At 61.4% G+C, this 22,028-nt stretch carries 16 protein-coding genes; 8 read left to right on the top strand and 8 right to left on the bottom strand.

Features of this window, described 5'->3' with window-relative positions:
* Positions 1-15: 15 nt before the first annotated feature.
* Complete coding sequence (locus BLW81_RS01250) at positions 16-726, bottom strand: PDDEXK family nuclease (protein ID WP_083405614.1); 711 nt, start codon at positions 724-726, stop codon at positions 16-18.
* Between the two features lie 353 nt (positions 727-1,079).
* Between BLW81_RS01250 and BLW81_RS01255 the strand changes: the two genes are divergently transcribed.
* On the top strand, positions 1,080-1,484 hold the full coding sequence (locus tag BLW81_RS01255) for a PDDEXK family nuclease (protein ID WP_083405615.1): 405 nt from the start codon (positions 1,080-1,082) through the stop codon (positions 1,482-1,484).
* Positions 1,460-1,954 (top strand): hypothetical protein, encoded by a 495-nt coding sequence (locus BLW81_RS01260; protein ID WP_157897535.1) that lies wholly within the window; start codon positions 1,460-1,462, stop codon positions 1,952-1,954. Before BLW81_RS01255 ends, BLW81_RS01260 begins: the two co-directional genes overlap by 25 nt.
* A 385-nt stretch (positions 1,955-2,339) precedes the next feature.
* Here the strand turns inward: BLW81_RS01260 and BLW81_RS01265 are convergent, their stop codons facing one another.
* Both BLW81_RS01265 and BLW81_RS01270 read right to left on the bottom strand, forming a co-directional pair.
* Positions 2,340-3,233 (bottom strand): IS3 family transposase, encoded by an 894-nt coding sequence (locus BLW81_RS01265; protein WP_173839555.1) that lies wholly within the window; start codon positions 3,231-3,233, stop codon positions 2,340-2,342.
* Positions 3,230-3,547 (bottom strand): transposase, encoded by a 318-nt coding sequence (locus tag BLW81_RS01270; protein WP_083405617.1) that lies wholly within the window; start codon positions 3,545-3,547, stop codon positions 3,230-3,232. Before BLW81_RS01270 ends, BLW81_RS01265 begins: the two co-directional genes overlap by 4 nt.
* A gap of 71 nt (positions 3,548-3,618) precedes the next feature.
* Here BLW81_RS01270 and BLW81_RS30245 point away from each other — a divergent pair, with 71 nt between their 5' ends.
* Positions 3,619-4,146, top strand: coding sequence for an 8-oxoguanine DNA glycosylase OGG fold protein (locus tag BLW81_RS30245; RefSeq protein ID WP_407662369.1), 528 nt, complete (start codon positions 3,619-3,621; stop codon positions 4,144-4,146).
* Between the two features lie 191 nt (positions 4,147-4,337).
* Here the strand turns inward: BLW81_RS30245 and BLW81_RS01280 are convergent, their stop codons facing one another.
* The 4 genes from BLW81_RS01280 to BLW81_RS30195 all read right to left on the bottom strand — a co-directional run bounded on the left by BLW81_RS01280 (position 4,338) and on the right by BLW81_RS30195 (position 11,194).
* Entirely contained in the window at positions 4,338-7,676 is a 3,339-nt protein-coding gene (locus tag BLW81_RS01280; protein WP_235632139.1) for a TM0106 family RecB-like putative nuclease, read from the bottom strand.
* Positions 7,677-7,806: 130 nt separating this feature from the next.
* Positions 7,807-8,148, bottom strand: a complete 342-nt coding sequence (locus BLW81_RS01285; RefSeq protein WP_083405619.1) for a hypothetical protein — start codon at positions 8,146-8,148, stop codon at positions 7,807-7,809.
* Entirely contained in the window at positions 8,145-10,460 is a 2,316-nt protein-coding gene (locus BLW81_RS01290; protein WP_235632140.1) for an AAA family ATPase, read from the bottom strand. Before BLW81_RS01290 ends, BLW81_RS01285 begins: the two co-directional genes overlap by 4 nt.
* 149 nt (positions 10,461-10,609) lie before the next feature.
* A complete protein-coding gene (locus tag BLW81_RS30195; RefSeq protein WP_322788814.1) occupies positions 10,610-11,194 on the bottom strand; it encodes a pyrophosphohydrolase domain-containing protein in 585 nt (194 codons plus the stop codon).
* Here BLW81_RS30195 and BLW81_RS01300 point away from each other — a divergent pair.
* From BLW81_RS01300 to BLW81_RS01320, 5 genes are all read left to right on the top strand, one after another.
* Positions 11,163-15,149: a DUF3427 domain-containing protein gene (locus tag BLW81_RS01300; RefSeq protein WP_083405622.1), complete on the top strand. Its 3,987-nt coding sequence runs from the start codon at positions 11,163-11,165 to the stop codon at positions 15,147-15,149. The genes BLW81_RS30195 and BLW81_RS01300 overlap by 32 nt on opposite strands.
* 259 nt (positions 15,150-15,408) lie before the next feature.
* Positions 15,409-17,685, top strand: coding sequence for an McrB family protein (locus BLW81_RS01305; protein WP_083405623.1), 2,277 nt, complete (start codon positions 15,409-15,411; stop codon positions 17,683-17,685).
* Positions 17,657-18,838 (top strand): McrC family protein, encoded by a 1,182-nt coding sequence (locus BLW81_RS01310; protein WP_083405624.1) that lies wholly within the window; start codon positions 17,657-17,659, stop codon positions 18,836-18,838. Before BLW81_RS01305 ends, BLW81_RS01310 begins: the two co-directional genes overlap by 29 nt.
* Positions 18,839-18,947: 109 nt before the next feature.
* A complete protein-coding gene (locus BLW81_RS29810) occupies positions 18,948-19,652 on the top strand; it encodes a hypothetical protein (protein WP_235632141.1) in 705 nt (234 codons plus the stop codon).
* Positions 19,653-19,811: 159 nt separating this feature from the next.
* Complete coding sequence (locus BLW81_RS01320) at positions 19,812-20,540, top strand: DUF4268 domain-containing protein (RefSeq protein ID WP_083405625.1); 729 nt, start codon at positions 19,812-19,814, stop codon at positions 20,538-20,540.
* 1,031 nt (positions 20,541-21,571) lie between these two features.
* Here BLW81_RS01320 and BLW81_RS01330 read toward each other — a convergent pair.
* A complete protein-coding gene (locus BLW81_RS01330; RefSeq protein WP_083405626.1) occupies positions 21,572-22,024 on the bottom strand; it encodes a very short patch repair endonuclease in 453 nt (150 codons plus the stop codon).
* Between the last annotated feature and the right edge of the window lie 4 nt (positions 22,025-22,028).

Below are 22,028 nucleotides of genomic sequence, written 5' to 3' on the forward strand. Positions count from 1 at the left end.
GATGCAAATGCAGAACTACGAGTGCCGGCTCAACTCAAAGCGCACGCTGTAGAGGAACCATTCGCACTTGATGCCCAATCTCTCGGCCTGCACGCGCACGAGGTCGGCTAGCTGTTCGTCGGGCTGGCCCGTGATGATCATCAGACGGGCCCCGCGCAATCCTTCTGCCTCCGCTTGATCCTTGAGCACCGTCATGTACCTAGCCGCCTGCGCGACAATGCCCTGGTCCGGGTGACCCGCCTTCAGTTCAATCGCGACAAGCTCTCTGGTCTTGGTGTCGATCGCAACGAGGTCAGGACGCGAGCCAGGAGCCAACGTCTTCTCACGATCCGTAAGCCTCAGGTTCCGCACCGCCTGACCCAGGAAGTGCTTGTTCACCCATAGGAAACGCGCAAGCTGCGCTTCTTCATGGAAGAGTTGGCGGGCTGGGCGCAAGCCTTCGACCGGTCGCTTCATATCGAAGAAGTAGATGCGCGTATCTGGGGTGTTATCGGCGTCGAGAAGTTCGGGACTGAAATCGATGCCCTCAGCATGGAAGCGATCGCTGAGCTCATCGAGAAGTCTACGGGAGGCCCGCTCATAGCCGGCTTCTCGAACAAGCACACTCAATTTGCTGCTCGGCATGTGCTTGAGCAGGCGTGCCGATGGCGGGCTCTGGTCCACCCGTCGTCGCGTCTTCTCGACAAGACGATCGATCTGAACTTCCCTCGTCAACTTGGCAGCCACACGCTCCCCTCCCAAACGCCGGACGCGTCGAATGTTTCAAGCGCAGGCCCGTATGTCAATCACTTCCGGCCGGTGAGCGACGAAGCCGCTGCACTGCTCAGCCACAGTTGGCAGAGCAATACTGGGCACAAATGGAGGCCGCCGGCAGGTCCAGCCTCCTGACATGTGCCTGCGCCACCACATCGACCAGTGCATCGCGCTCAGATCGGATGTGGCCGTGGCCTCAGATCCAGGAGCGCCCCTCCTCGGCTGGCAGCAATACAATCTTCTGTCGGCGCGAGCAGTACGTTTTTCATGCAAGGGCATCACATGGGGAGAACACAGTGCTTTTTGCGATTGATGGTGATCGGCTAGTGAAACAGGACATCGCGAGCTTTTCGGAACTGAATATCCGAGAGCGGACCGACTTGCAGCGCCTGCTCCGTGCCCAACCCGACGCACTTGGTGAAGACCTAATGGTCGTGGCCGAAGAGTTCGGTGATTGGGAAGACTCTCGGCGCCGGATCGACTTGTTGGCGATCGACCGGCAACGGAGGCTCGTGGTGATTGAGCTCAAGCGTACCGAAGATGGGGGTCACATGGACCTCCAAGCATTGCGGTACGCGGCGATGATCTCGGCGATGACATTCGACGAGGTAGTCGCGGCGTATTCACGTCACCGCAACGGCTCAACGGCTTCGATGGCCTCGATATCCGCTGTATTCGCCTTGCGCCGTATGAGCTGGACGGCAAGGTGTACATCGACGTCAACCAGGTGATTCCCCTGCCTGAGGCACAGGACTATCAAGTCCGGTTGCGCAAGAAGGAGATTGCAAGGGAACGCAGCGTTATCGGGTCTGACGGACGAGACTTCACTCGCTACCACGTGGTTGTCGATGGCGTCGAGTCTGAGCCGCTGAACAAGCGTCACGCGGTAAGGACATTGATCACCGCGCTTGGGCAGAAAGGCGTGCCTTTCGAGAAGATTGCGGCGCAACTGTTCAACCGTGCGTTGCGCTTCGTGCCGGGTCAGTTCAACGACGCCGAAGCGCTCTGCGAAGCGTTGGCTGCCGATCATCCAACAGCGAAACCTCGAAGTTGGTTCGTGGAGTATCCGATATATGACTCCGACCATGACCGTACATGGGTCATCTTCCGCAAGTGGGACGGTGCTACGACTGAGGAAGCACTTTCCAGACTACAGATGGCCTTCCCCGACGCTGGAGTTCGGGTTCGAACCGCTACGTGAAGCACAGCAGCGCAAAGGCAGCCTCGATAGCCACCGCATCGAGGACCGCCGTACTGGCCACACATGGCCATAAGAACCCAGCAGCCTCAACAGCGGCCCACCCACGTGATATCACGATTCCGCGGGTGTCGATCAATTCAATGCCGTAACAATGGCATATGAGCTATCCGTACGACAGTCAGGCAAGCGAGGAAGCCGAACTGTTCAAGATCAAATCTGAAGCAGCCGACAGCGTGGCCGCCGCAGTCGAAGACACGCGGCGGTGCCTAGGTCCACCGGGCGTACGGGGCCACAAGATTAAATACGACCCACCAAAGTGGGGGGCGCTCCTTCCGGCCTCCCTCACGAATTGTGATTTGGGGTTCCCCTGAAAAAGTGGACACGGTTAGCTTGATTGCTGGTTGATCCGTGCGGTGATCTCGAAGTCGATTGGTGAGATCATTCCCAGTGAACTATGCCGCCTGCCATGGTTGTAGTAGCGAAGGTAATTGTCAAGTCCCGCAGTCAAATTCGCGTACGTGGTGAAGGCATGCCGCTTGTAGTACTCGTGTTTGACCGTCGACCACAGTGATTCGGACCCGGCGTTGTCCCAACATATGCCGGTGGCCCCCATAGAGCGGCGCAGGCCGTGATCGGAGCAGGCTTTGGCCAGGTCGTGACTGGTGTATTGACTGCCCCTGTCGCTGTGCAGGATGGTGCCGGCCACCGACCCGCCGCGGGTGAACACCGCCGCGTTCACCGCCTGCTCGACAAGCTCGGTACGCATGTGGTCGGCCACCGACCAGCCCAGCACCCGTCGTGAGTGCTCGTCGCGGATCGCACACAGATAGGCATCCCCTTCACCGCAGGTCAGATAGGTGATGTCGGAGGTCCACACCGCATCGAGGCGGCCCTGATCGAAGACCCGGTCCACCCGGTCGGGCGGAAACGACGCCGCCGGATCGACGATGGTGGTTTTGACCTTGAAGGTGCGCGGGCTGATGCCCTCGATGCCCATCTCGGCCATGATCGCCGCGACGGTGTTGACCGACACCGAGACCCCAGCGGCGTGCAGGTCGGCGGTGATGCGTGGTGAGCCGTAGGTGCGCTTCGATTCCTGCCAGTGAGCCAGGATCTTGACCTCCAGGTCGCGGCGCCACTGCTGCCGCGGCGTGGGTTCGGTGCGTCGCTGCCGTGCTTCCCAGGCGTAGTAACCCGAGCGTGAGACGCCGAGGAGTTCGGTCAGTGTGGCGATGTCGTGGTCGGCGCACTCCGCGGCGATGAGCTCAAACCGACTCACCGATGTTGCTGTGCCGCAAAGTACGCCGATACTTTTTTCAAGAAGGCGATATCGCGGTCCTTCTCGGCGAGTTCGGCACGCAGCCGCACCAACTCGGCGCGTTCGCGCGCTGTCAGATCGCCTTCTGGGGGCCCGTGGCGGACATCGCTGGCTATCCCGTCGCGGACCCGCTCCTGGCGCACCCACTTGCCCAGCAAGCTCTCGTGCAGGTTGAGTTCGCGGGCCACCTCCGAGACCGGCCGCCCCCCGTCAATCACCCGACGAGCAGCCTCCACCTTGAATTCGGGTGTGAACGACCGACGCGTCCGCGACATGTCGACATCCTTCCAGCAGGACACCGTCCCGCTATGTCAGGTGTCCACTGAAACTGGGGAACCTCCATTTCATCTCGCGCGGTGATCTTTTCGGACTAGCGCGATCCGGAAGCCTCGTCGACGTATTCGTCGCTTCCTACATTTGGGGAGTCGGCCGGGTTGGATACGGTCCTCGCCGCCTTCGTACGATCATCGACTCGACCGCTGGTCGGCTCAACGAGATGCTTTTCCGAGCCGCTGACGCAGCTGCGAAGGATCCTATTGGTGGGTACATGATGTTCTACGGCGGCGAGGATCCGAAGAATCGTGCGGCGCCCAATTCACCGCCATATGCCCGAATCCATGGCCTCGGTCCCGCCTTCTTCACAAAGTTTCTGTATTTCACTTCGTCGACTTCGTTGATCCTCGACAACGTGCTGGCACGAAAGGTCCACGAACTAAGCGGATTACCGTACCTCGTCAGAAGCGGCGGTCAGTCATACGTTTGGACCCCCTACCGGTACGCGGTGTACTTGCACTGGATGTCTCAGACCGCCGACACCCTGAATTGCGCGCCTGACGAACTCGAGTTGAGTCTGTTTCGGATGCGTCGCGCCTAGGCTGCGGGACGTTGAGCCGTCGCGCCAGGTGACGGCCTGGTGTTCGGGTGTCCCGGCGGTTCAATGCGCGGGGCCGGCGCTCACGTGGAGCATTCGCCCGCCCGAATCGGATCGGGTATCCCGACGACGGCTGAAGCGCGAAAATAGCGGTTCCTGCCCGGGACAGTGGCCGGCTGCATCGTTGATGGCATTCAGTCCGGTTCTACCTCCGGCAACATTCGTTTCTCCTCGGCCGCTTCGACGAACGCATTGAGGGTCGCTATCAGGCGCATATCTTCGACCGTGCGGGCACGCGTATCGAGCAGGGTTTCGGTGCATACCAGATAGGCCAGGCAGCGGGCGCGACTCACCGCCACGTTGAGGCGATTCCGAGAGAATAAGAAATCCACGCCGCGGGTAAGGTCTTCACCGCTGGAGGTGGCCATGCTGAAGAACACGACCGCAGCCTCGCGGCCCTGGAACTTGTCGACTGTACCCACAGGAACACCAGTGAGATGCGAGTGCTCTGCGAGTCGGGCCTTGATCGTGTTGACCTGATCGTTGAACGGCGCCACGACCATGAAGTCGTTTGGCGCCAGAGGCTTCAGATCCCCCTTTTGGTTCGTCCACTGGGACCCCATCAACAAAGACAACTGCTCGACGACCGCGTCGGCTTCCTCGACTGACGATGTGCGATTACCAACATGGTCCACCCGCACCCACCGAAGTCCGGTTCCAGCGACAGTGGACTGCTGCTCGCAATCGGGGTGGCTGTGCAGCTGGCCTTCGTAGATTTGCTGCGAGATGAACTTACAGACATCGGGATGCATCCGCCGCGTCTCTTCTAGAAACACCCCCCGTTCGGCGGGAAGCAGCGTCGCCTCACCCACGATGTGATCCAGCACGCTGCATCCGGAAATGCCTGGGTGGCTGCCCTGGGCGACTTGCGGTAGTTGCAGCGGATCGCCGAAAAGCACCACATTGTGTGCTGAACCCGACGCCGCCAACGCGTCCGCCAGCGCCAGTTGGCCGGCCTCGTCGACCAGTAGGACATCAACTGGTGCGTCCCGCATGACCGGGTTGGAGAACAGCCATGTAGTGCCCGCGACCACGTTGTACTCGTCGCGGGCGGCCCGAGCATTGTCGCTTGTGTACGTCACGCCGTACAACGGATTTCTCTGTCCGGCACCATCTTTGCAGACCGCACGCAGCAGATCACCTTCGCCGGACTCCGCAAGAGCCTCGACCGCAGCCTCGAGTAAGTTTGCAATCGCGTGATGGCTAACAGCGGTGATTCCAATTCGCTTCCCAGCCCGTACCAGAGCGCGGACCAATCGCGCTGCACGGTAGGTCTTTCCTGTACCCGGCGGACCCTGCACCGCCACCACGCTGTGATCAAGCCGGGTGACCCAATCAGTCATATCGTCGAGGTCGTCCACGAACGCCTCGCGCACCGTGGCATCAGTAAGCCGTGGCAGGGCACGCTGCAGCAGCGCCAATGTCACCGGGCTGGGATCACGGTTCTCCAGAAAGTTGATCGCAAAGGCGCGCAGCGCCTCGAATTTCACCGTCGCGTCGACCCAATCGTGCACTACAGCCACCCGTGGAATGTAGCCGGCCTGTTGTAGTTTCTCTCCCCACAGGAGGTCAAGGGTGAGCGCATTGCGATCGAGCTTGACGATGCTCGGGTACAGCCGTTCTCCGGTGGGAGCGGCGATCATGATTTTCCCGCCCATACGCGGGAATCGATCGATGTCTTGGGGAGGGAACGCGAACCGCATGGCCGGAGTGATCGAATTACCCTGCTTTCCAGTCCTTTCAATCAGCCCCACCGGACTCAGATTGGCGATGACCTCGGAATCATCGAAAAGGTCCGAGGGATCCGCTACGAGCTTCGCCTTCTTGGGCGCGAGGTAGGCAAACCACTCGTCGCGCCAGTAACACAGAAGGTCGCCGAGGTTGTGGTGGTCGGTCCCGATTGAAAATTCATGCAACCTGGCGATGGTTTCGTCGAGCTCCGGTAGATCCTGGTCGGGGTCGGTGACCGCAGGGCGCCACGGCGTTCCGGGAGGACGATGGTCGACCAGCCAGTCGCGTAGCGCCAGGGTCGCGCGGACGTCATCCTCGTTGTAGGCGGCAATGGCATCGAGGGCGGCCTGGTCATGCTCAGTCATGAAGCGTTCATACTGTAGGACCGCGCCGGCGCCTTTATCGATCTCGTGGCTGCGTTCGAAGTCGGTCAGCCGCTCGAGGTGCTTCAAACCGTAGGATTCAGTTCCCACCTGGATGCTGTTGCGGGCCACTAGCAACAGATCGACGAACGCTCCGGTATCAATGAGTTCGGCGAGTAAAAGCTCTGCGATACCGTGAGTTTCAGCCAGCCGTTGCAACGCGGACCGTTCAGTGTGGTTGTAGTGGTAGACGTGCATACCGGGGAACCGTTCACGCCGCTGGATGAGGTAGTCGACAAGCTGCTCGACTGCGGCCGCTTCCTCACCCAAATCGTGCGCCCACCAATGCCGATATCTCCAGCAGTCTTCGCCATTCCGTTCAATAAGCCCGAACAGGAAGAACAACCCTGTATCGGCGCGCCAGAAGGGGTGGCCCTCGAAGTCGAGGAAAACGTCTCCTGTATCCGGTTCCGGCAGCATCTCAAACCCATGACCCCAGGGCTCGTCACCGGATTCGATCAGTTCGAACGGCGGTCGCTTGTCAGACAGCTGGCGTGCCGCCAGCTGTAAGGAGGCCTGTCCGCGAAGCCGGGACAGACGGTCCGCCGGCAAACCGACCACTGGACTCTCGCCGGTGGCCAGGGTCGTCAACGTGGAGATGTCCGCTTCGACCAACGCAGCGATATCGGGCTTGCGAATGTTCGCAACGTAGATCAAAGAATCGGCGTCACGCCACTGGGCCTCACACGTGGGCTGGAACTCGCAGAACTCGCAGTGCGGACACTTCTCGGGAACCGTCCCCGCCGCACCATCGGTCAGTGCGGACGCGAGTTGGCCTTGCAGGCGGCGCCAGTAAGGCTGGAAATCGACGACTCGGAGGGTTTCCAGTTGCCCGGAACCGAGCCAGATATGCATTTTCTCAGGCGCCCGACCAGTCAGCGCTTCGATGGCGTCGGCGTAGAAGCAAAGCTGCAACACGTGCCCAGGCTTGGCTTCGATACGCGTGAGCTTGGCGTCGACCGGCTCGAAATTGATCTCGCCCGTAACAGGGTCCTGCACCCGCACGAGGAAGTCTGCGACCCCTCGGATCCCGTTGTTGACGAAAGGCATCTGGTAGATGACATCGTGATTGGCGAATAACGGGTTACCAACCGTCTCAACCCATGCTGAGAACGTCTGGCCATCCGCTTTCCCCGGTACCTCCAGGATGCTCTTGCCTTGTTGGCGGTAGTGGGCCAGGCATTCCTGCTCGTGGGTCAGGCCTTTGTCCAACAGAAGCTTTGCGAATGATCCGAAGGTCATCTCCGGCTTGGGGCGCGTCCCGTCATCTACCTCGGCAGTGAGAGTCAGGTAATGCGGACAGTCCAGCCAAGCCGTCACCTTCGACGGAGTCAGGAGTCGTTGCGTCGGAGCTCTGGTCATCGGTGTGCCGCCCATCTAATTCTGGGCGATAGATACCTACCGATCTGCATAAGTCATACGCCCCGATTCATGACGTTCCCATGGCCGATCACTGCTGCAACTCCCGCACCGCGCGGACCAACTGGCGGATCTCCGAAACGGTGGGTTGAAGTTCGTAGGCGTGGTGGTGAACCGCCCGGCTGAGTCGGTGCCACACTCGCCGGGTGCGCTCACCCTCGGCACCTCGGACAGCGCCTAGCGCAATAATTTTGGACCTGGTGGTCGGATAGCCCAGCGTCGGCGACACCCACGACGCGCTCTGTTCTTCGATCCACTCCTCCAGAACCGAGCGGGCCAGCAGCGCAGCGGTTCGCGGTCCACGCGCACCGAGACCGAACTGGCCATCGAGGAGCTTGTCGGCGTAGTCGAGGAACGCGGCGCGCGATGTCACGGCGAGAGCTTCCGGAGGTCTTCGGTCGCCAACCGCGTCTGTCTGACCGCCTCTGTGTAGTCCTGGATCCCCTTGTGCGCACCCTTGGTAGCCACCGACATCGCCGCACGGCGCGCAGATCCACCCGCGAGCCACTTCTCGAATGCGTTGTCGTCGGCTGGATCAACGGCGAGGCCCACTCGAAGCCGAGTCGTGGTCGCGTTCTCCCACGCCTCCTCCAGTTCAGCCCGCGACCGGCCTGCGGTCAGAAGCCGCGACGAGAACACATCCCACGCCGATGTTTCAATCGCCTCGCGACACAAGACTGGAACGGCCTTCTTCTTGATGTCGTCCGGGACCGCGTCGTCGACAGCAATCGCGAAAGCGTCCTCCAACAAGCGGTCAGCAGGACGCGTCGACTCCGTCACCGAGACAACAGAGTTCGCGGCCCGCGTGAGTTCGACGATCCGCGCCGGAGCACGCGAGACGCGGATTGCCGACGGCAGTCGATCGTCATGCGTAAAGACGATGACCTGACGGGTCTGGGCGAGCCGGACGAGCACCTCGAGGAACCCGTCGATCTTGGACGGGTCCATGGCTTGGATCGGGTCGTCGAGGACCAGGAACCGGAAAGGGCTCGACGGGGACGTCGCGCGAGGAATGAAGATCGCCAGCGAAAGCGCCTGCAGCTCACCTTGACTCATCACCCCGAATGCGTCGGTACCGGAGCCGTCGACGTCGGCCTTCAACACCACGCGGCGCGAGGTCTTCTGACCCTCGAGGCGGATTTCTCCGAGGTCGACGTTGCTCTCCTGGCGCAGAGCCGCCCAGATCTCCTTGGCCTCCTCGGCGAGCGGGGCAATTCGTTGATTGCGGAGTTCGCCGGCGTTTCTCTGCAGCCACTTGAGCGCCTCGTCGGCGACCTTGAGCTTGGGTGCGGCTTCGGCGGCGCGTTCAGACTTGCGAACCCATTCGGCGAGCTCGAGCGCGACCGGTCCCCAGGCATCGGCGCGGAGCTGGATCAGTTGTGCGGCTTCCTGACGGAGGGTCGCGTAGGTCTCACGCAGCACGCCGAGAGGTTTTGAGATGTGTTCGACGAGGGCGATTTCGCCGTCGGCGGGCAGTTTCACAAAGGCGTCGTATGCCTCACGCGCAGCGGCGAGCGTCGTCAGGTCCGGGTCAGTTGGAGGAGGCGCAGCGACTTCCCGCACGGCGGTCATGAGCGCCGAGCGCGCCTGGGCGGTCGCGGCACGCGCGGCGGTGAGGGCCTGCGCTGCCTCTTGGTCCTGTTCCAAGGCGGCACGGGCGGCGACGGCCCACGTTTCGTCGAGCGTTCCGTGTCCGCAGACGGGGCACTTCTGATCGCCGAAGTGCTCGTGAAAGTCGAGGCCGCGCTCCAGCAGCTGGGCGCGCTCGGCAGCCAGCGCGTCGGACCGCTGTGCTTCCTGGCGTTGACTCTCGGCAGCAGACCGCAGTGCTTCGCATTTGAGCGCGAGATCATCCGGATCGGGCGCGGACAGCCGTTCGGCGCGCAGCCACGCCTGCGGAACGGCCGCGTCGGAGCCGTCGGTGATGAGCGGGCGCACGGCGTCGAGGTCCGGTTTGGTCTTGCGGAGCTGCGCCAGCGCCGTGGCGGCGCGGGGGTCGTCGTGAGACTCCAGGGTCGGCTTGAGTGCGTCCCGCGTCTTGCGGAGGTCGGCGGCGGGTTGGCGCAGCTGTTTGACCTCGACGTCGAGAAGCGTGATGGCGTCGTTGAGCTGTTCGAGGCCAAGGAGCTTGTAGAGCTGGTCGTAGAAGGCGCTGGGGCTGCCCTCGAGGATGCCGCTCAACTCGTCGTAGCTGAGCAGCGGGCGGTACATCTCCAGCGCTGTCTGCCAGCCCAGCGCCGCGATGTCTTCCTGCTTCATGCCGGCGCGCTGGACCCAGGTTTTGCAGTCACTGACCGCGACGTCGCCGGAGGGCCAGTCGACACCGATGACCGCGGTGCCGGAGCCCTCCTCGGCCAGGCCGACGCGAATCCCGGACGTCTCACCGGCGTGCAGATTGCGCCAGTCCAGCGACCAGATCGCGGGCTTGTTCTTCCAGCGCGAGTTGGTGCCGGTGAGGGCGAGCTCAAGGCCTTCGGCCAGGCTTGATTTGCCGGAGCCGTTGCGGCCGGCGACGACGGTGAGGCCTGGACCTGGCGTCAGCGGCAGTATGGCCTGGGGGCCGATGCCGCGGAAGCCCTCGACGGTGATCGACGTCAGATAGGCACCGGTCGGCTCGGCCGTGGTGGCGGTGGGTGTGGTGAGGGACTCGACGAGTTCGGTCCGTGTGGTCTCGTCACCGAGCACCTCGGACAGATCGCCCGATCCCTCCAGGGCGGCCAGAACGACCAGTCGAGCTTCCTCGCTGAGGTCGGGGTCATCGTCGGCACGGGCGAGGACGTGGTTCTTTAGCCGGGCGTCGGAGACGGCACCGCCCTCGTCGGTAGTCGTCGACGTCATCGGGCGTCGGGATCTGGATCGATCGCTTCCAGCCACAGGCGCATGGCAAAGCCTCCCCGCTTCTCACGCTTCGTTCGTGCGACCTCGCCGATGGTATCGAGGCTGACGCCGTGTTCGACGGCGATCGCAGCGAGGACTTCGAGGACGTCCGCCGCCTCCTCCAGCACCGATTCTGTTGTTTGCGCAGCTGAGAGCTCCGCGGCTTCCTCGTGCAGCTTGTCCAGCAGGGCGCTGCGATAGGCGTTCGTAGACAACGTCACAACGTGGGGCGTTCGACCTGACTCCCGAATCATTTCGGGAACCCTGTCTCGAACGAGTTTGCCCACACAATCCCCCAATCTCGTCATAATGCGATAGTGCTGTTGTACCGTCCGGCCCGGACAGCGACGCTCGTTGTCGGTGCCAGTCGCCATACTGCGCTCTGCGGTCGTAACGCAAAACAACCGGCGACCGCACACGGGATCAGGGGGACTCGACATTGCACTCTGAAGCGCCGTTGACCTCGAAAGTCCTGAGTCATGATCGAGAAGTAGGTGCGCACAGTTGTCAATGACCACGCCGGAATCCCCCTTCTTCGGCATTCCGCAGGCGGAGTGGATCACCGCCAATCGGTCTGCATTCGCTATATGGGAGACCGATCCCGCGACCGTCGGACACGCCCTTGTGGTAACCCGACGGCAGATCGGCGACTGGTGGGAAGCGACGTCAGGAGAACGCGCCGACATCTTTGAACTGGTCGACGAGGTTCGCGCCACAATCGACCAGTTGCACCGACCCGATGGATACAACGTTGGCTTCAACGCGGGCACGGCCGCCGGTCAGACCGTCGACCATCTGCATATCCACGTGATCCCTCGCTACTTGGGAGATGTTGCAGAGCCACAGGGTGGCATCCGCAACCTTCTGGCGGCAGGGGCCCACACGGCTCAGCTCCTGAACAACTCGCGGACCCGCATGGCTGACGATATTGAACTCAGCGCGGCTGCTCCGGTGCTGATTGACGGCCAGGTCCGGCTCCTGTTGCCCCAGCTCATCCGACATCTCCGAAACACCCGATTCGACCGGATCGACATCGTGGTCAGTTTCATCAAGATGTCTGGGTTGAACCTGATCCTCGACCCACTCGAGGACGCTCTCCAGCGTGGAGCAGGGGTGCGGGTCCTCACGACCGACTACCTCGGGCTCACCGAAGTCGCCGCACTGACACATCTTCATGACCTCGTCGGAGATCACGATGAGCTGAACGTGCGGGTGTTCCAGGATCCCGAAGTCAGTTTCCACCCGAAGGCCTATCTGTTCTATGCCTCTCAGGAGCGTGAAGAAGCCGCGTTCGTGGGCAGCAGCAATTTGAGCAAGTCGGGCCTCGACGGCGGCATCGAGTGGAACCTACTTGTCGGTTCCATCGAAGAGCTCAAGCAGCGGTTCCTGGCCTTGTGGCACGACGTCCGCAGCATCCCTCTGACCGACGAACTCATCGCGTCATACCAGCCGGCTCCGCCCTATGTGCCCGAGGTCGTCGAAGTCATTGACCATCCGGAAGAGGCTCCTCAACCGCGGCCCATTCAAGAGGAGGCGCTCAAGGCGCTCGCACAGACAAGAACTGATGGCTTTCGCGCCGGAATGGTCACCATGGCCACCGGTTTGGGAAAGACATGGCTCGCCGCCTTCGATGCTGCACGGCCTGAAGTGAACCGAGTCCTCTTCGTCGCCCATCGTGAGGAGATCCTCAAGCAGAGCCGCGATGTGTTCCGACGAGTCATTCCGGACGCGACGATGGGCCTCTACCACGGCGGCGAAAAGAGCCCCAACGCGGCGTTTGTCTTCGCTTCGGTACAGACCTTGTCGCGAAACCTGGACCACTTCGCTTCAGATGCGTTCGACTACATTGCCGTCGACGAGTTCCATCACGCCGCCGCGGAGACGTATCGAAAGGTGCTGGACCATTTCAGCGCTGATTTCCTGCTGGGGCTCACCGCGACGCCCGAGCGAATGGACGGGGCGGATCTCCTGTCGCTTTGTGCGGACAACCTGGTGTACCAATGCGATTTGGTCGAGGGCATTCGCCGCAACGAACTAGTGCCGTTCCAGTATTGGGGCGTCCCCGACCCTATCGACTTCGAACCAATCCCCTGGCGCAACGGGCGCTTCGACCCCGCTGCGTTGGAAGCGGCCGTCGAAACTCAGGAGCGCGCCCAGGCCGCTTTCGACGAGTGGCAATCACGGTGCGGATCGCGGACATTGGCGTTCTGTGTGACGAAGCATCACGCGGATTTCATGAGTGAGTACTTCCGGGATCGAGGTGTCCGCAGCACCTCCGTTCACAGTGGTTCAACAAGCGCGCCCCGCCACGAGTCGATCCAAGCTCTTCGTAGCGGCGACCTTCAGGTCATCTTCACAGTCGACATCTTCAACGAGGGACTTGACGTTCCGGATATCGACACGGTCCTGATGCTTCGTCCTACGGAGTCGCCGGTCGTCTTCTTGCAGCAGCTGGGTCGTGGCTTGAGGACTCAAGAGGGCAAAGATGCGCTCACCGTCATCGACTTCATCGGCAATCACCGCTCATTCCTGCTGAAGCCGCGCACGCTACTCAGCTTGGGGCGTCACGAGGCCCCGACGACCCTACAGGTGCTTACAGCACTGGAGGACAACGACTTCGGTCTTCCGCCCGGTTGCTCTGTGGACTACGCACTGACAGTTGTCGAGATGCTCAAGTCGCTGGCGCGCACGACCGCTCGTGATGCGATCGAGGAGTACTGCCGGTCATACTTGGAAGAGGAGGGCTTGCGGCCCACCGCGGCACAAACATTGCGCGCCGGCCACGATCCCGCAGTAGTCAGTGCGAAGTACGGCAGCTGGTTCGCGTTTCTCCGTGTTGCGGATCTGCTCGGTGAGCGAGAAGCTGAAGTTGTCGACGCCCACGGTGACACGCTGCGAGCCTTCCAAACCGAGAGCATCACCAAGAGCTACAAGCTCGTGACAATTCGCGCGTTGCTTCACGACGGCGCGCTGCGCACCGGGGCCGAAGTGATTCGTAATGCAGAAACCTCACGCGAACTGCTTCTCGCTGATCCGCGACTTGCTCGGGACGTTCCGATTCGTGAGTTCCCCGACCTGGAAGATGCACCGTTAGAGCGATGGGGCAAGTACTGGGCTAAATGGCCAATCGCGCACCTGACTAGTACGGGTGACAGCGCTGGCTCGGGCACGAAACTGTTCATGCTCGACGGTGATCGCATCCGGCCGAACTTTGCGGTGGACGGTGAGCTGGGTGATGTTTTCGAGCCGATGGTCGCCGAGCTGATCGAGTACCGGTTGGCGAGTTATGTGCTGCACAAGGACAAGTCGGTCAGTCGAACCTGGCTGTGCCGCCTCGCTTACGCCGACGGGCATCCTGTCGTCCGGTTGGACCGCAGGCAGCATCCTGATCTCCCAGTTGGTCACCAGACATTGGTGGCCGACGGCACCGAGTACGAAGCTTCATTTGCGAAGGGCGCTCTGGCAGTTGCAAACCGGCCAGATGTGATGGGGAATGCGCTACCCGGCCTCTTGAGGGGTTGGTTCGGTCCGTCCGCCGGACATCCGGGTACCTCTCACGCTGTCGAGATGGAGCAGATTGACGGCACACTGTTGATGCGGCCAAGCAAGGCGGCCGCATCCGAGATGGAGATGGACTACGTTCCGTTCTTCGGTGATTACACGGTGGCGTGCGGTCCGGACGCGCCGACTTCATGGAGTGACCATGCCAGCACGGAGATCCCGATCAGGAAGCGGTCCGAGCAGGCGTTAACGCCCTCAGCACACTTCGTCTGCTTCGCACGCGGAGACTCGATGAATGGAGGGCCGAGCCCGATCCGGCATGGCGACCCACTGCTATTCGAGTGGATAACTGGCGGATCGGCGCGCGATTACGTCGATCAACCGGTATTGGTAGAAGCAGTTGGCAAGACCGGTGTTTCGGCTACCTTGAAGGTGCTGCGTCGGTCTGGCGGTGGATATCTTCTGGAATCCACGAACCCGGCGGTTTCTCCGATCGAGGGCCGCTCCGATATGAGGCCGGTCGCCCGACTCTTGACGAAGCTGGATCAGACCGACATCAATCCGCTAGCGCCCCGGATCGGTGAGCAATACAAGAGCATGGATGTGCCGCCGTTGTACGGCGAGGTGTACAACCCCGGCAACTGGCGTTCAGGACATGTCTCGTTGCGAAACCACGCGATCCTGTTTGTCTCGCTGGAGAAGCGGGCGGACCGTCCTCAATACACCGAGCACTTCGAGGGTCCCGACATCTTCGTGTGGAGTTCTCAGATGTCGACGGCTCCAGAAGGCAAAAAGGGCAGGGAAATTCTGCAGGCACTGGAAACAGGGAAATCGATTGAGCTGTGGATGCGCAGGAAAGGCAACGACGTGGCATTCACCTACCTGGGACGCGTTGTGCCGATCAGCTACGAGGGGTCCAAGCCGATGTTGGTGACGTTCCGACTCCTGACGCCTCTGTCGGGCGACCTCCAATCGCGGCTCGGGCTGCAACTGTAACCGCCGCCTCTGGTCAGTTTGGTCGAGCTATGGATGCGTTGAGCCGGAAGCGATATCTCACCCTTGTGGCACCGCCCGCGATGAGGTCGATTACATCGTGGAGACAACGTCGGATACCGGCGGACAAATGCTGGCGTCGCGAAAGTCGGGCAGATCGCCTTACGGAGACCTACGACCGAGTGAGCGAAGCCGAAGCCACAAAGCTGACCTTCGAGTCCCTTCCGATGACTACGCAGGCAGGATAACTGGAGATACGACAATGAGTGAAGATGAAGTCGGAACGTTTGCCCGCGCGGCTGCGCCGAAAGTTGAAGCAATCGGCAGGCGGCTCATCGACTCTGGACTGGGTGAAGACAATTCACTCCTGACTCCCGGGGAGCCGATCTGGAGTACTGCCAATCTCCAACAATTGAAGCGGAACTATGTCGACAAACCCGACCTAGGTGCCGGCGACTTCTTCGAGAAGTTGAAGAGTCAACTGGCCGGCACTTCTCCCTCCGTTGTGCAACTTTTCGCCGAATTGCTCATCCTTAACGTACTTCCCATCATCAATATGGGTGGCCCGCTGAAGTTGAAGCAGGTCCAAACGGTTCTCGACATGAGCAGCGCGCCCGCGACTATCCCCCCCGACGTCGAGCAAGCGTTGCTTGCCGGCGGGGTATTCCATGGCGGCCAGGCGTTCACGTCTTATCGGTGGGCGCAGATCGGCTACCTCATACAGGTAACGAGCCACTTTAAGTTGCTGCCCGATGTACGCCGACACGATGCACTGGCCGATCCGCTAGCGTTCCGCGATGAGCTCGACGCAGTGCCAACCGGCCAAGCAGCACAACGGCAGGCTTTGTTATATCTGGCCTTCCCCCACTTCTACTTGCCGGTGGTAAGCAACGCGCACCGCACCACCATGCGTGACGGACTGGCTGCCGACTACCTCGGCGCCCCATCGGACGACGTGGACATCGATCTGGCCCGCATCTATGAAGCGCTGATGGAAGCCGAGGGCGGGCACGTTGACCTTTATGCGCCCGAATGGCTAAAGAAGTGGCAGAAGGCGACTCCTCCCAAACCGGAACCGACGCCGGATGTCCAACACGCATGGAAGGTGCACGGCTCCAACGTCAAGGGTCAGGACATGGTTCCGATCTGGCGCCGCAAGCAGTCATTGTCGTTGGGGGCGAGTCTACTTCGACCAGTCGAATCCGACATTGCCCGCGAAGAACTCAAGGGTTTCGTCGACGAGGACTACCGATCATCAGGGTATGCGGCCCGGCTGGAGAAGTTCGACGAATTCTACGCGTTCCTGAAGCGAATGCACCCCGGCGACCTCGTGGTGACCGTGAGCCAGGGCGAGGTCCACTTCGGCACCGTCACCGGTGATCCGGTCTTCGTGGCCAGCAGCGACGGGCGGTCCAACTTGCGCCGGTCGGTCAGATGGTACGAGCGCCCCTGTCGGTTGGCGGAGCTGCCGGATGACGTCGCCGCACGGCTCGGCACCCAGGGCGAAGTGTTGGATATGAGCCAACACCTACAAACGCTTCTCGCACTGGCGGAACGGCGGCCGGCAAAGCCACGCGCCGGCGAATTGCATCTACCCGATGCGAGCGACGACTTGGCACAGCGACTTCACGTCGGAACCGACTGGCTTCAAGACTGCATCGACCTGCTACGTGACCGCCGACAGCTCATCTTCTACGGACCGCCTGGAACGGGAAAGACCTACATCGCCCAGAAACTCGCCCGCCACATCACTGATGAAGCGAATGTCAAGCTGGTGCAATTCCACCCCGCCTACTCCTACGAAGACTTCTTCGAGGGCTTCCGCCCGCAAGGAGTGGCCGGGGGCCACATCGGCTTCGCACTCAAGCCGGGCCCGCTGCGGTCCCTGGTCGACAAGGCTGCCGACAACCCTGATGCGGTGTACGTCCTCATCATCGACGAAATCAACCGCGGCAACCTGCCGAAGATTTTCGGCGAGCTATATTTTTTGCTCGAGTATCGGGACCAGGCAATCGATTTGATGTACTCGTCCGACAGCGCAGAACCGTTCTCGCTGCCGAAGAACATCTTCGTCATCGGCACGATGAACACCGCTGACCGCTCCATCGCGCTCGTCGATGCTGCACTCCGGCGCCGATTTGCCTTCCTGCCGCTGCACCCTTCGGAAGAACCAACCAGCGGCATCCTGCGCCGTTGGCTCGACACCAAGGGCTACCCGGTGACGCTCGCCAACCTGCATGACGAACTCAACGCCCGCATCGCCGACACGGACTTCAAGATCGGGCCCTCCTATTTCATGCGGGACAAGATCGTCAAAGACACGACCGGAGCCGCGCTCAGATTGATGTGGCGCACCGATATCCTGCCCCTTCTTGAGGAACACCACTACGGCGATCGTAATGTCGACGTGAAGTCCCGCTATGGCTTAGACGGGCTGATCAAGAGCCTCAACGTCGCGACAGTGCCCCCAGATAGTGCCGGACCGAATGTGGACACCGAAGCGAGCGACGATGACCTCAGCTCCCCTGATCCTTACTGAGGGTGCACCGGGCATCCCGGTAACCCTTTCCTCGGCGGAATACCGCGCACTGACAGACTTGGGCATCATCACCGTGACACCGACGCTTACCGACGGTATCTACGAGGTCATGGCGGGCCGCAAAGTGGGGGCCGTGGCCATCGGTGACCGCCACCTCATCGTTCGTCCAAAGATCACCGATCTGAACCGGCTGCTGTTCCTCCTCGGCTATGCCCAGAACCCCGACATATGGCGTGAGGAATCTATTGGCCTCACCGGCGCCGACGAACTGTTGTCCGGGGTCGCCGAGGCCTTCGCTCGTCTAGCTACCCGCGCCGTCGAGCAGGGGTTGCTGCAGGGATACCGCAGGATATCCGACACGCTGCCTGTTCTTCGCGGCCGAGTCTTGGCTGGCGAACAGATGAACCGGCTCTTCGGCCTTCCGGTGCCTATCGCCGTCGAATACGACGACTTCACCGTCGATATCGCCGAGAACCAGCTGCTGGTGATGGCAACCTTGCGACTGCTGATGGTGCCGCGTGTGAGCGAGCCGGCACGCCGTCTCCTGCGCAGGCTGCGGCGTACGCTGGCCGACGTCAGTGTGCCGCCGCGCGGCAGCATGATCCCGACCTGGCAGCCCAGCCGACTCAACGCCCGCTACGGTGCTGCCCTGCGCCTCGCCGAGATAATCCTCGCGGCCGAATCGTTCGAGCACCACCTCGGTGAAGTCACCGTGACCGGCTACATGTTCGACATGTGGCGCATCTTCGAAGATTTCGTCACGGTTGCCCTGCGCGAGTCGTTCAACGACCTTGGCTGGCGCTGCCGTATCCAAGCCTCGCTGTATCTGGACGAACGACGACAGGTCAGTATGCGGCCGGATTTGTTGTGTCATCACAACGGAGATGCCACAGCGGTCATCGACGCCAAGTACAAAGCAGAGCGGCCCGACGGGTTTCCCAACGCCGATCTCTACCAAATGCTCGCTTACTGCATCGTTCTCGGCCTTGGTCACGGTCACCTGGTGTACGCGAAGGGCAACGAACCGGTTAGTACCCACACCGTGCAGCACTCCGGCGTCACGATTCACTGCCACGCGCTCGACCTGACGCTGCCGCCGACGGAACTGTTAAAGCAAATTGACGAACTGACGTCGGTGATGGCAGCAGCGTGATGGCATTCAAAATGAAGCGTACCGGTGTAGACGACGGAAGAGTTGTCGCAACGTTTGCCAGCGGGCCGGTCGAGGCCCATTCGCGACAACGATGACGGAAGGTTGACCTGTGGCAGAAGGAACTGGTGGGCGGTTGGATATCGTCGACATAGCGCACGCATCAGGTTGGGAAGTTGAATCCACCATCCAGGCTGACGTTTTCACGAAGGGCGCCAGCCGCATTCAAGTTCAGTACTCCCAAGAGGACATGATCGAAAATGCGGTGAAGAACGACGGAGACGGCGACCGCGGCGCTCTCGGCAACCACGCGGAGTCGAAGGTGGCCCAGGTGCGGTACTGGTTGACGGGTCGGCCGATCGAAGCACCTGCGGCACCTACGCGTTTCCCTGAGGCAGACTTCACCACTGAGCCCAGCGGGTGGACGCGCCCTCGGTTCATCGCGGCCCTAGAAGACCCGGGTGACCGAGCGTTCCTTGCGGGGTTTCTGCAACTGATGGACGCAAACGGCCAACAACCTGCGCAGGGGACGCACGCACGGCTGACTTTCGGTAAGCGTCCGGGCGGAGCGGTATTTGTCTACCCCTTCGGTAGACGGTTTCCACCCTTCAAGTTCTCGATCAAAGATGGACGCTTGATGATTTCGGGCTGCTGGAAAGGTAACTTCAAAGTTTCGGGTCATCCTGGATTCGCCGAGATTGCAACGCTGTTGGGCCAAGACGAGTCAGGCCCTGCGAAAGCAGTGCCGGTTGCCGGCCTGGATCCTGACGAAGTATGGCAAATCGGGGATAGAGTTTCCCGAGCGATCAATCGGTAGGCATACGTCGGGACGCAGTAGCAGGTACACGCGGCGCGGAGACATCCACGCTTAGGGCGAGACGAAACGAAGACCTGCCGGCACTCCAAGGTCCGCGGGCTCCATTTCGCCCGGTGGGTTTCGTCACGTACGGGAACCAATGAACTGAGGAGGCAACCGATGGCAGATGAGACGGCCACTCGGCTAGACAATCTGGATGTCGCGTACGCCAGCGGATGGCATGTCGAGTCAACGGATATGATTGACGTCTTCAAGAAGGGCGACACGGTCATCGAAGTTCGATACACGATGAACGATGACTTGGATAGAGCGGTGAAGCGCCGCCCGAATGGTGACACCGAGACGATCGGGGTGCACACGACTGCGAAGGTCGATCGACTGCGATCGTGGCTCACTGGAGATAACCGCCAGCATCGCGGTGAACGATTTGTGTCCGCTGGCCCCACTTCCGATCGGTCTCAGCTTTACTCGGAGTTCTGGCACCAGTTCCGCAATCGAGTGGCAGCCGAACACCCCGACTGGAGGGCTCGAGCGGGTACATCGAGAACCGCGCCGAATGCCACCCTCCCGGGCGAAACGCCACGGACCCTGTGGGTCTCGGCTTTCAAACCTGGGCCGCTGCGTCTCGAGCTGGCGTTTGTGCATCCCGACTCCGCCGTCAATCTGGCACGGTTCGAGGCGTTGCGCGCAAAGAAAGGGCAGCTTGAGCGCGCACTCGGGGGAACCGTGACTTGGGATGAGATGGCAGGCAAGAACGACACTCGCGTGTACATCGAGTCGTCTTTCGAGAGCATCGATGATCGTGATCAGTGGCCGACCATGATGGACTGGCTGGTCGAAATGCATGTCCGCTTCAAGGAGGCAGTTCGAGCGGTCGGCACACCATAAGACGTCGTGGACGCGATTTGCAACCGACGACGACATTCGGCCGGTGAGTGCCGGTATCCCTGCCGCTTAGTTTGTAACTGTCTATTCCCTTCGTGAACCATACGGATGCTCGCCGCCATACGCGGTTCGCGCAAATTTAAACCTGGCACAAACCCAATATCAGTCGCGGTGCCTCCCCTTCAGCCCGCATGAGGTCAAGGCCCGTCAGACTAGTGAATTCCCTTCCCTTATTGCGGTACGCTTCGCGCGGGGTTTGCGGTGCCATGCGGGCTGCGAGCCACCGCCGACGGCCGCTCCTCGGTCGATGTGGTCGCCGAAGCCGAGCCGCTGAACCCCGCGCCGGCCATGCCGTAACCGGTGATCGTGGCCGAGACCCGCGCCGCTTCACGGCAGGCGCTGGCGTCCTGCTGCGGTAACCGCTACTCGGTGCACGCGGAACTGGCCGCCGCCCAGGTCTGGCCAGTCATCCCGTCGGCGGGGATTTCTGTGACATGGCCACCGTCAGCGGGATCGAGGTCGCTCGGCACGGCCTTTCCCCGACGGGCTCGGGGCCCATGGGTGCGCGACAGCGTCCGCGTCATCGCTCTCGACACCACAGCATGGCCACCGCCATGATCGGTCGTCCGCCTCGGCGCGCAAGCTACGCATCCCACCCGGACCAGCAGCCAAAGCTGCTGCACAACTACTTCAACGACGTGACACCAGTTCCTCTTCAGCCAGTCTCACACTCCATCAACCAATTCCACCGTTACGTACCCATCCGCCTACGAGCGGGTCGCTCCAGAACAGGCCCATCCAATGAACCCCACCCCCGCGCACCGAAGACCACCACGACCACCGCCGAGGAGCCACCGTCGGCCCCTGCCAACAACTACACTGACCTCTGCTCACACGTGGAGGATTTCGGCGAGCACACCTGAGGGCCGTCGATGAGCGCGACCATCTCATGAAGTGCTACGAGCTTGCACATCGTGATATCCGTGGAATTTCCGACGGCCGACTTGGGACATAGTCCGGTTCTAGCAAAAGCGTTAACTCATGCCGATTGATGGCCGCCCATCATCGCCCTGACCCCGCCGCGACGTCACGGTGAACTCGATCCGATCGACTACCGCCGCCGGGTCATCATGCTCCCAGAACCTGAGAGTCACCCAGCCACTTGCGGCGAGATGCGCATCAACGATGTTGTCTCGAGCGATATTTGCCGCGATCTTCGAACGCCAGTAGGAAGAGTTCGCTCTAGGTGGCCGGTGATGCTGGTTGCATCCGTGCCAGAAGCAGCCGTCAATGAACACAGCCACCTTCGCCCGAGTGAACACCATGTCCGCTTTGAAGCGCTCGGACGTAAGCGGCCGGTAATCGACGCGGTAGCGAAGACCTCGAGCGTGAGCGCGACGCCGCACACGCAGCTCCGGTCTTGTGTCACGCCGCCGATTCGCACGCATAGCATTGCGCGTCGCTGGTGATGATGCCCAACTCTCCACTCGT

This window comes from Mycolicibacterium rutilum (genome assembly GCF_900108565.1).
GTDB lineage: Bacteria > Actinomycetota > Actinomycetes > Mycobacteriales > Mycobacteriaceae > Mycobacterium > Mycobacterium rutilum.

Excerpts from the sequence above, each read along its gene's own strand:
- BLW81_RS01310 (WP_083405624.1), top strand. The coding sequence starts at position 17,657 with ATGACCTCAGCTCCCCTGATCCTTACTGAGGGTGCACCGGGCATCCCG.
- BLW81_RS01305 (WP_083405623.1), top strand. The coding sequence starts at position 15,409 with ATGAGTGAAGATGAAGTCGGAACGTTTGCCCGCGCGGCTGCGCCGAAA.
- BLW81_RS30195 (WP_322788814.1), bottom strand. The coding sequence starts at position 11,194 with ATGCCGAAGAAGGGGGATTCCGGCGTGGTCATTGACAACTGTGCGCAC.
- BLW81_RS01300 (WP_083405622.1), top strand. The coding sequence starts at position 11,163 with ATGACCACGCCGGAATCCCCCTTCTTCGGCATTCCGCAGGCGGAGTGG.
- BLW81_RS01270 (WP_083405617.1), bottom strand. The coding sequence starts at position 3,547 with ATGTCGCGGACGCGTCGGTCGTTCACACCCGAATTCAAGGTGGAGGCT.
- BLW81_RS01320 (WP_083405625.1), top strand. The coding sequence starts at position 19,812 with ATGGCAGATGAGACGGCCACTCGGCTAGACAATCTGGATGTCGCGTAC.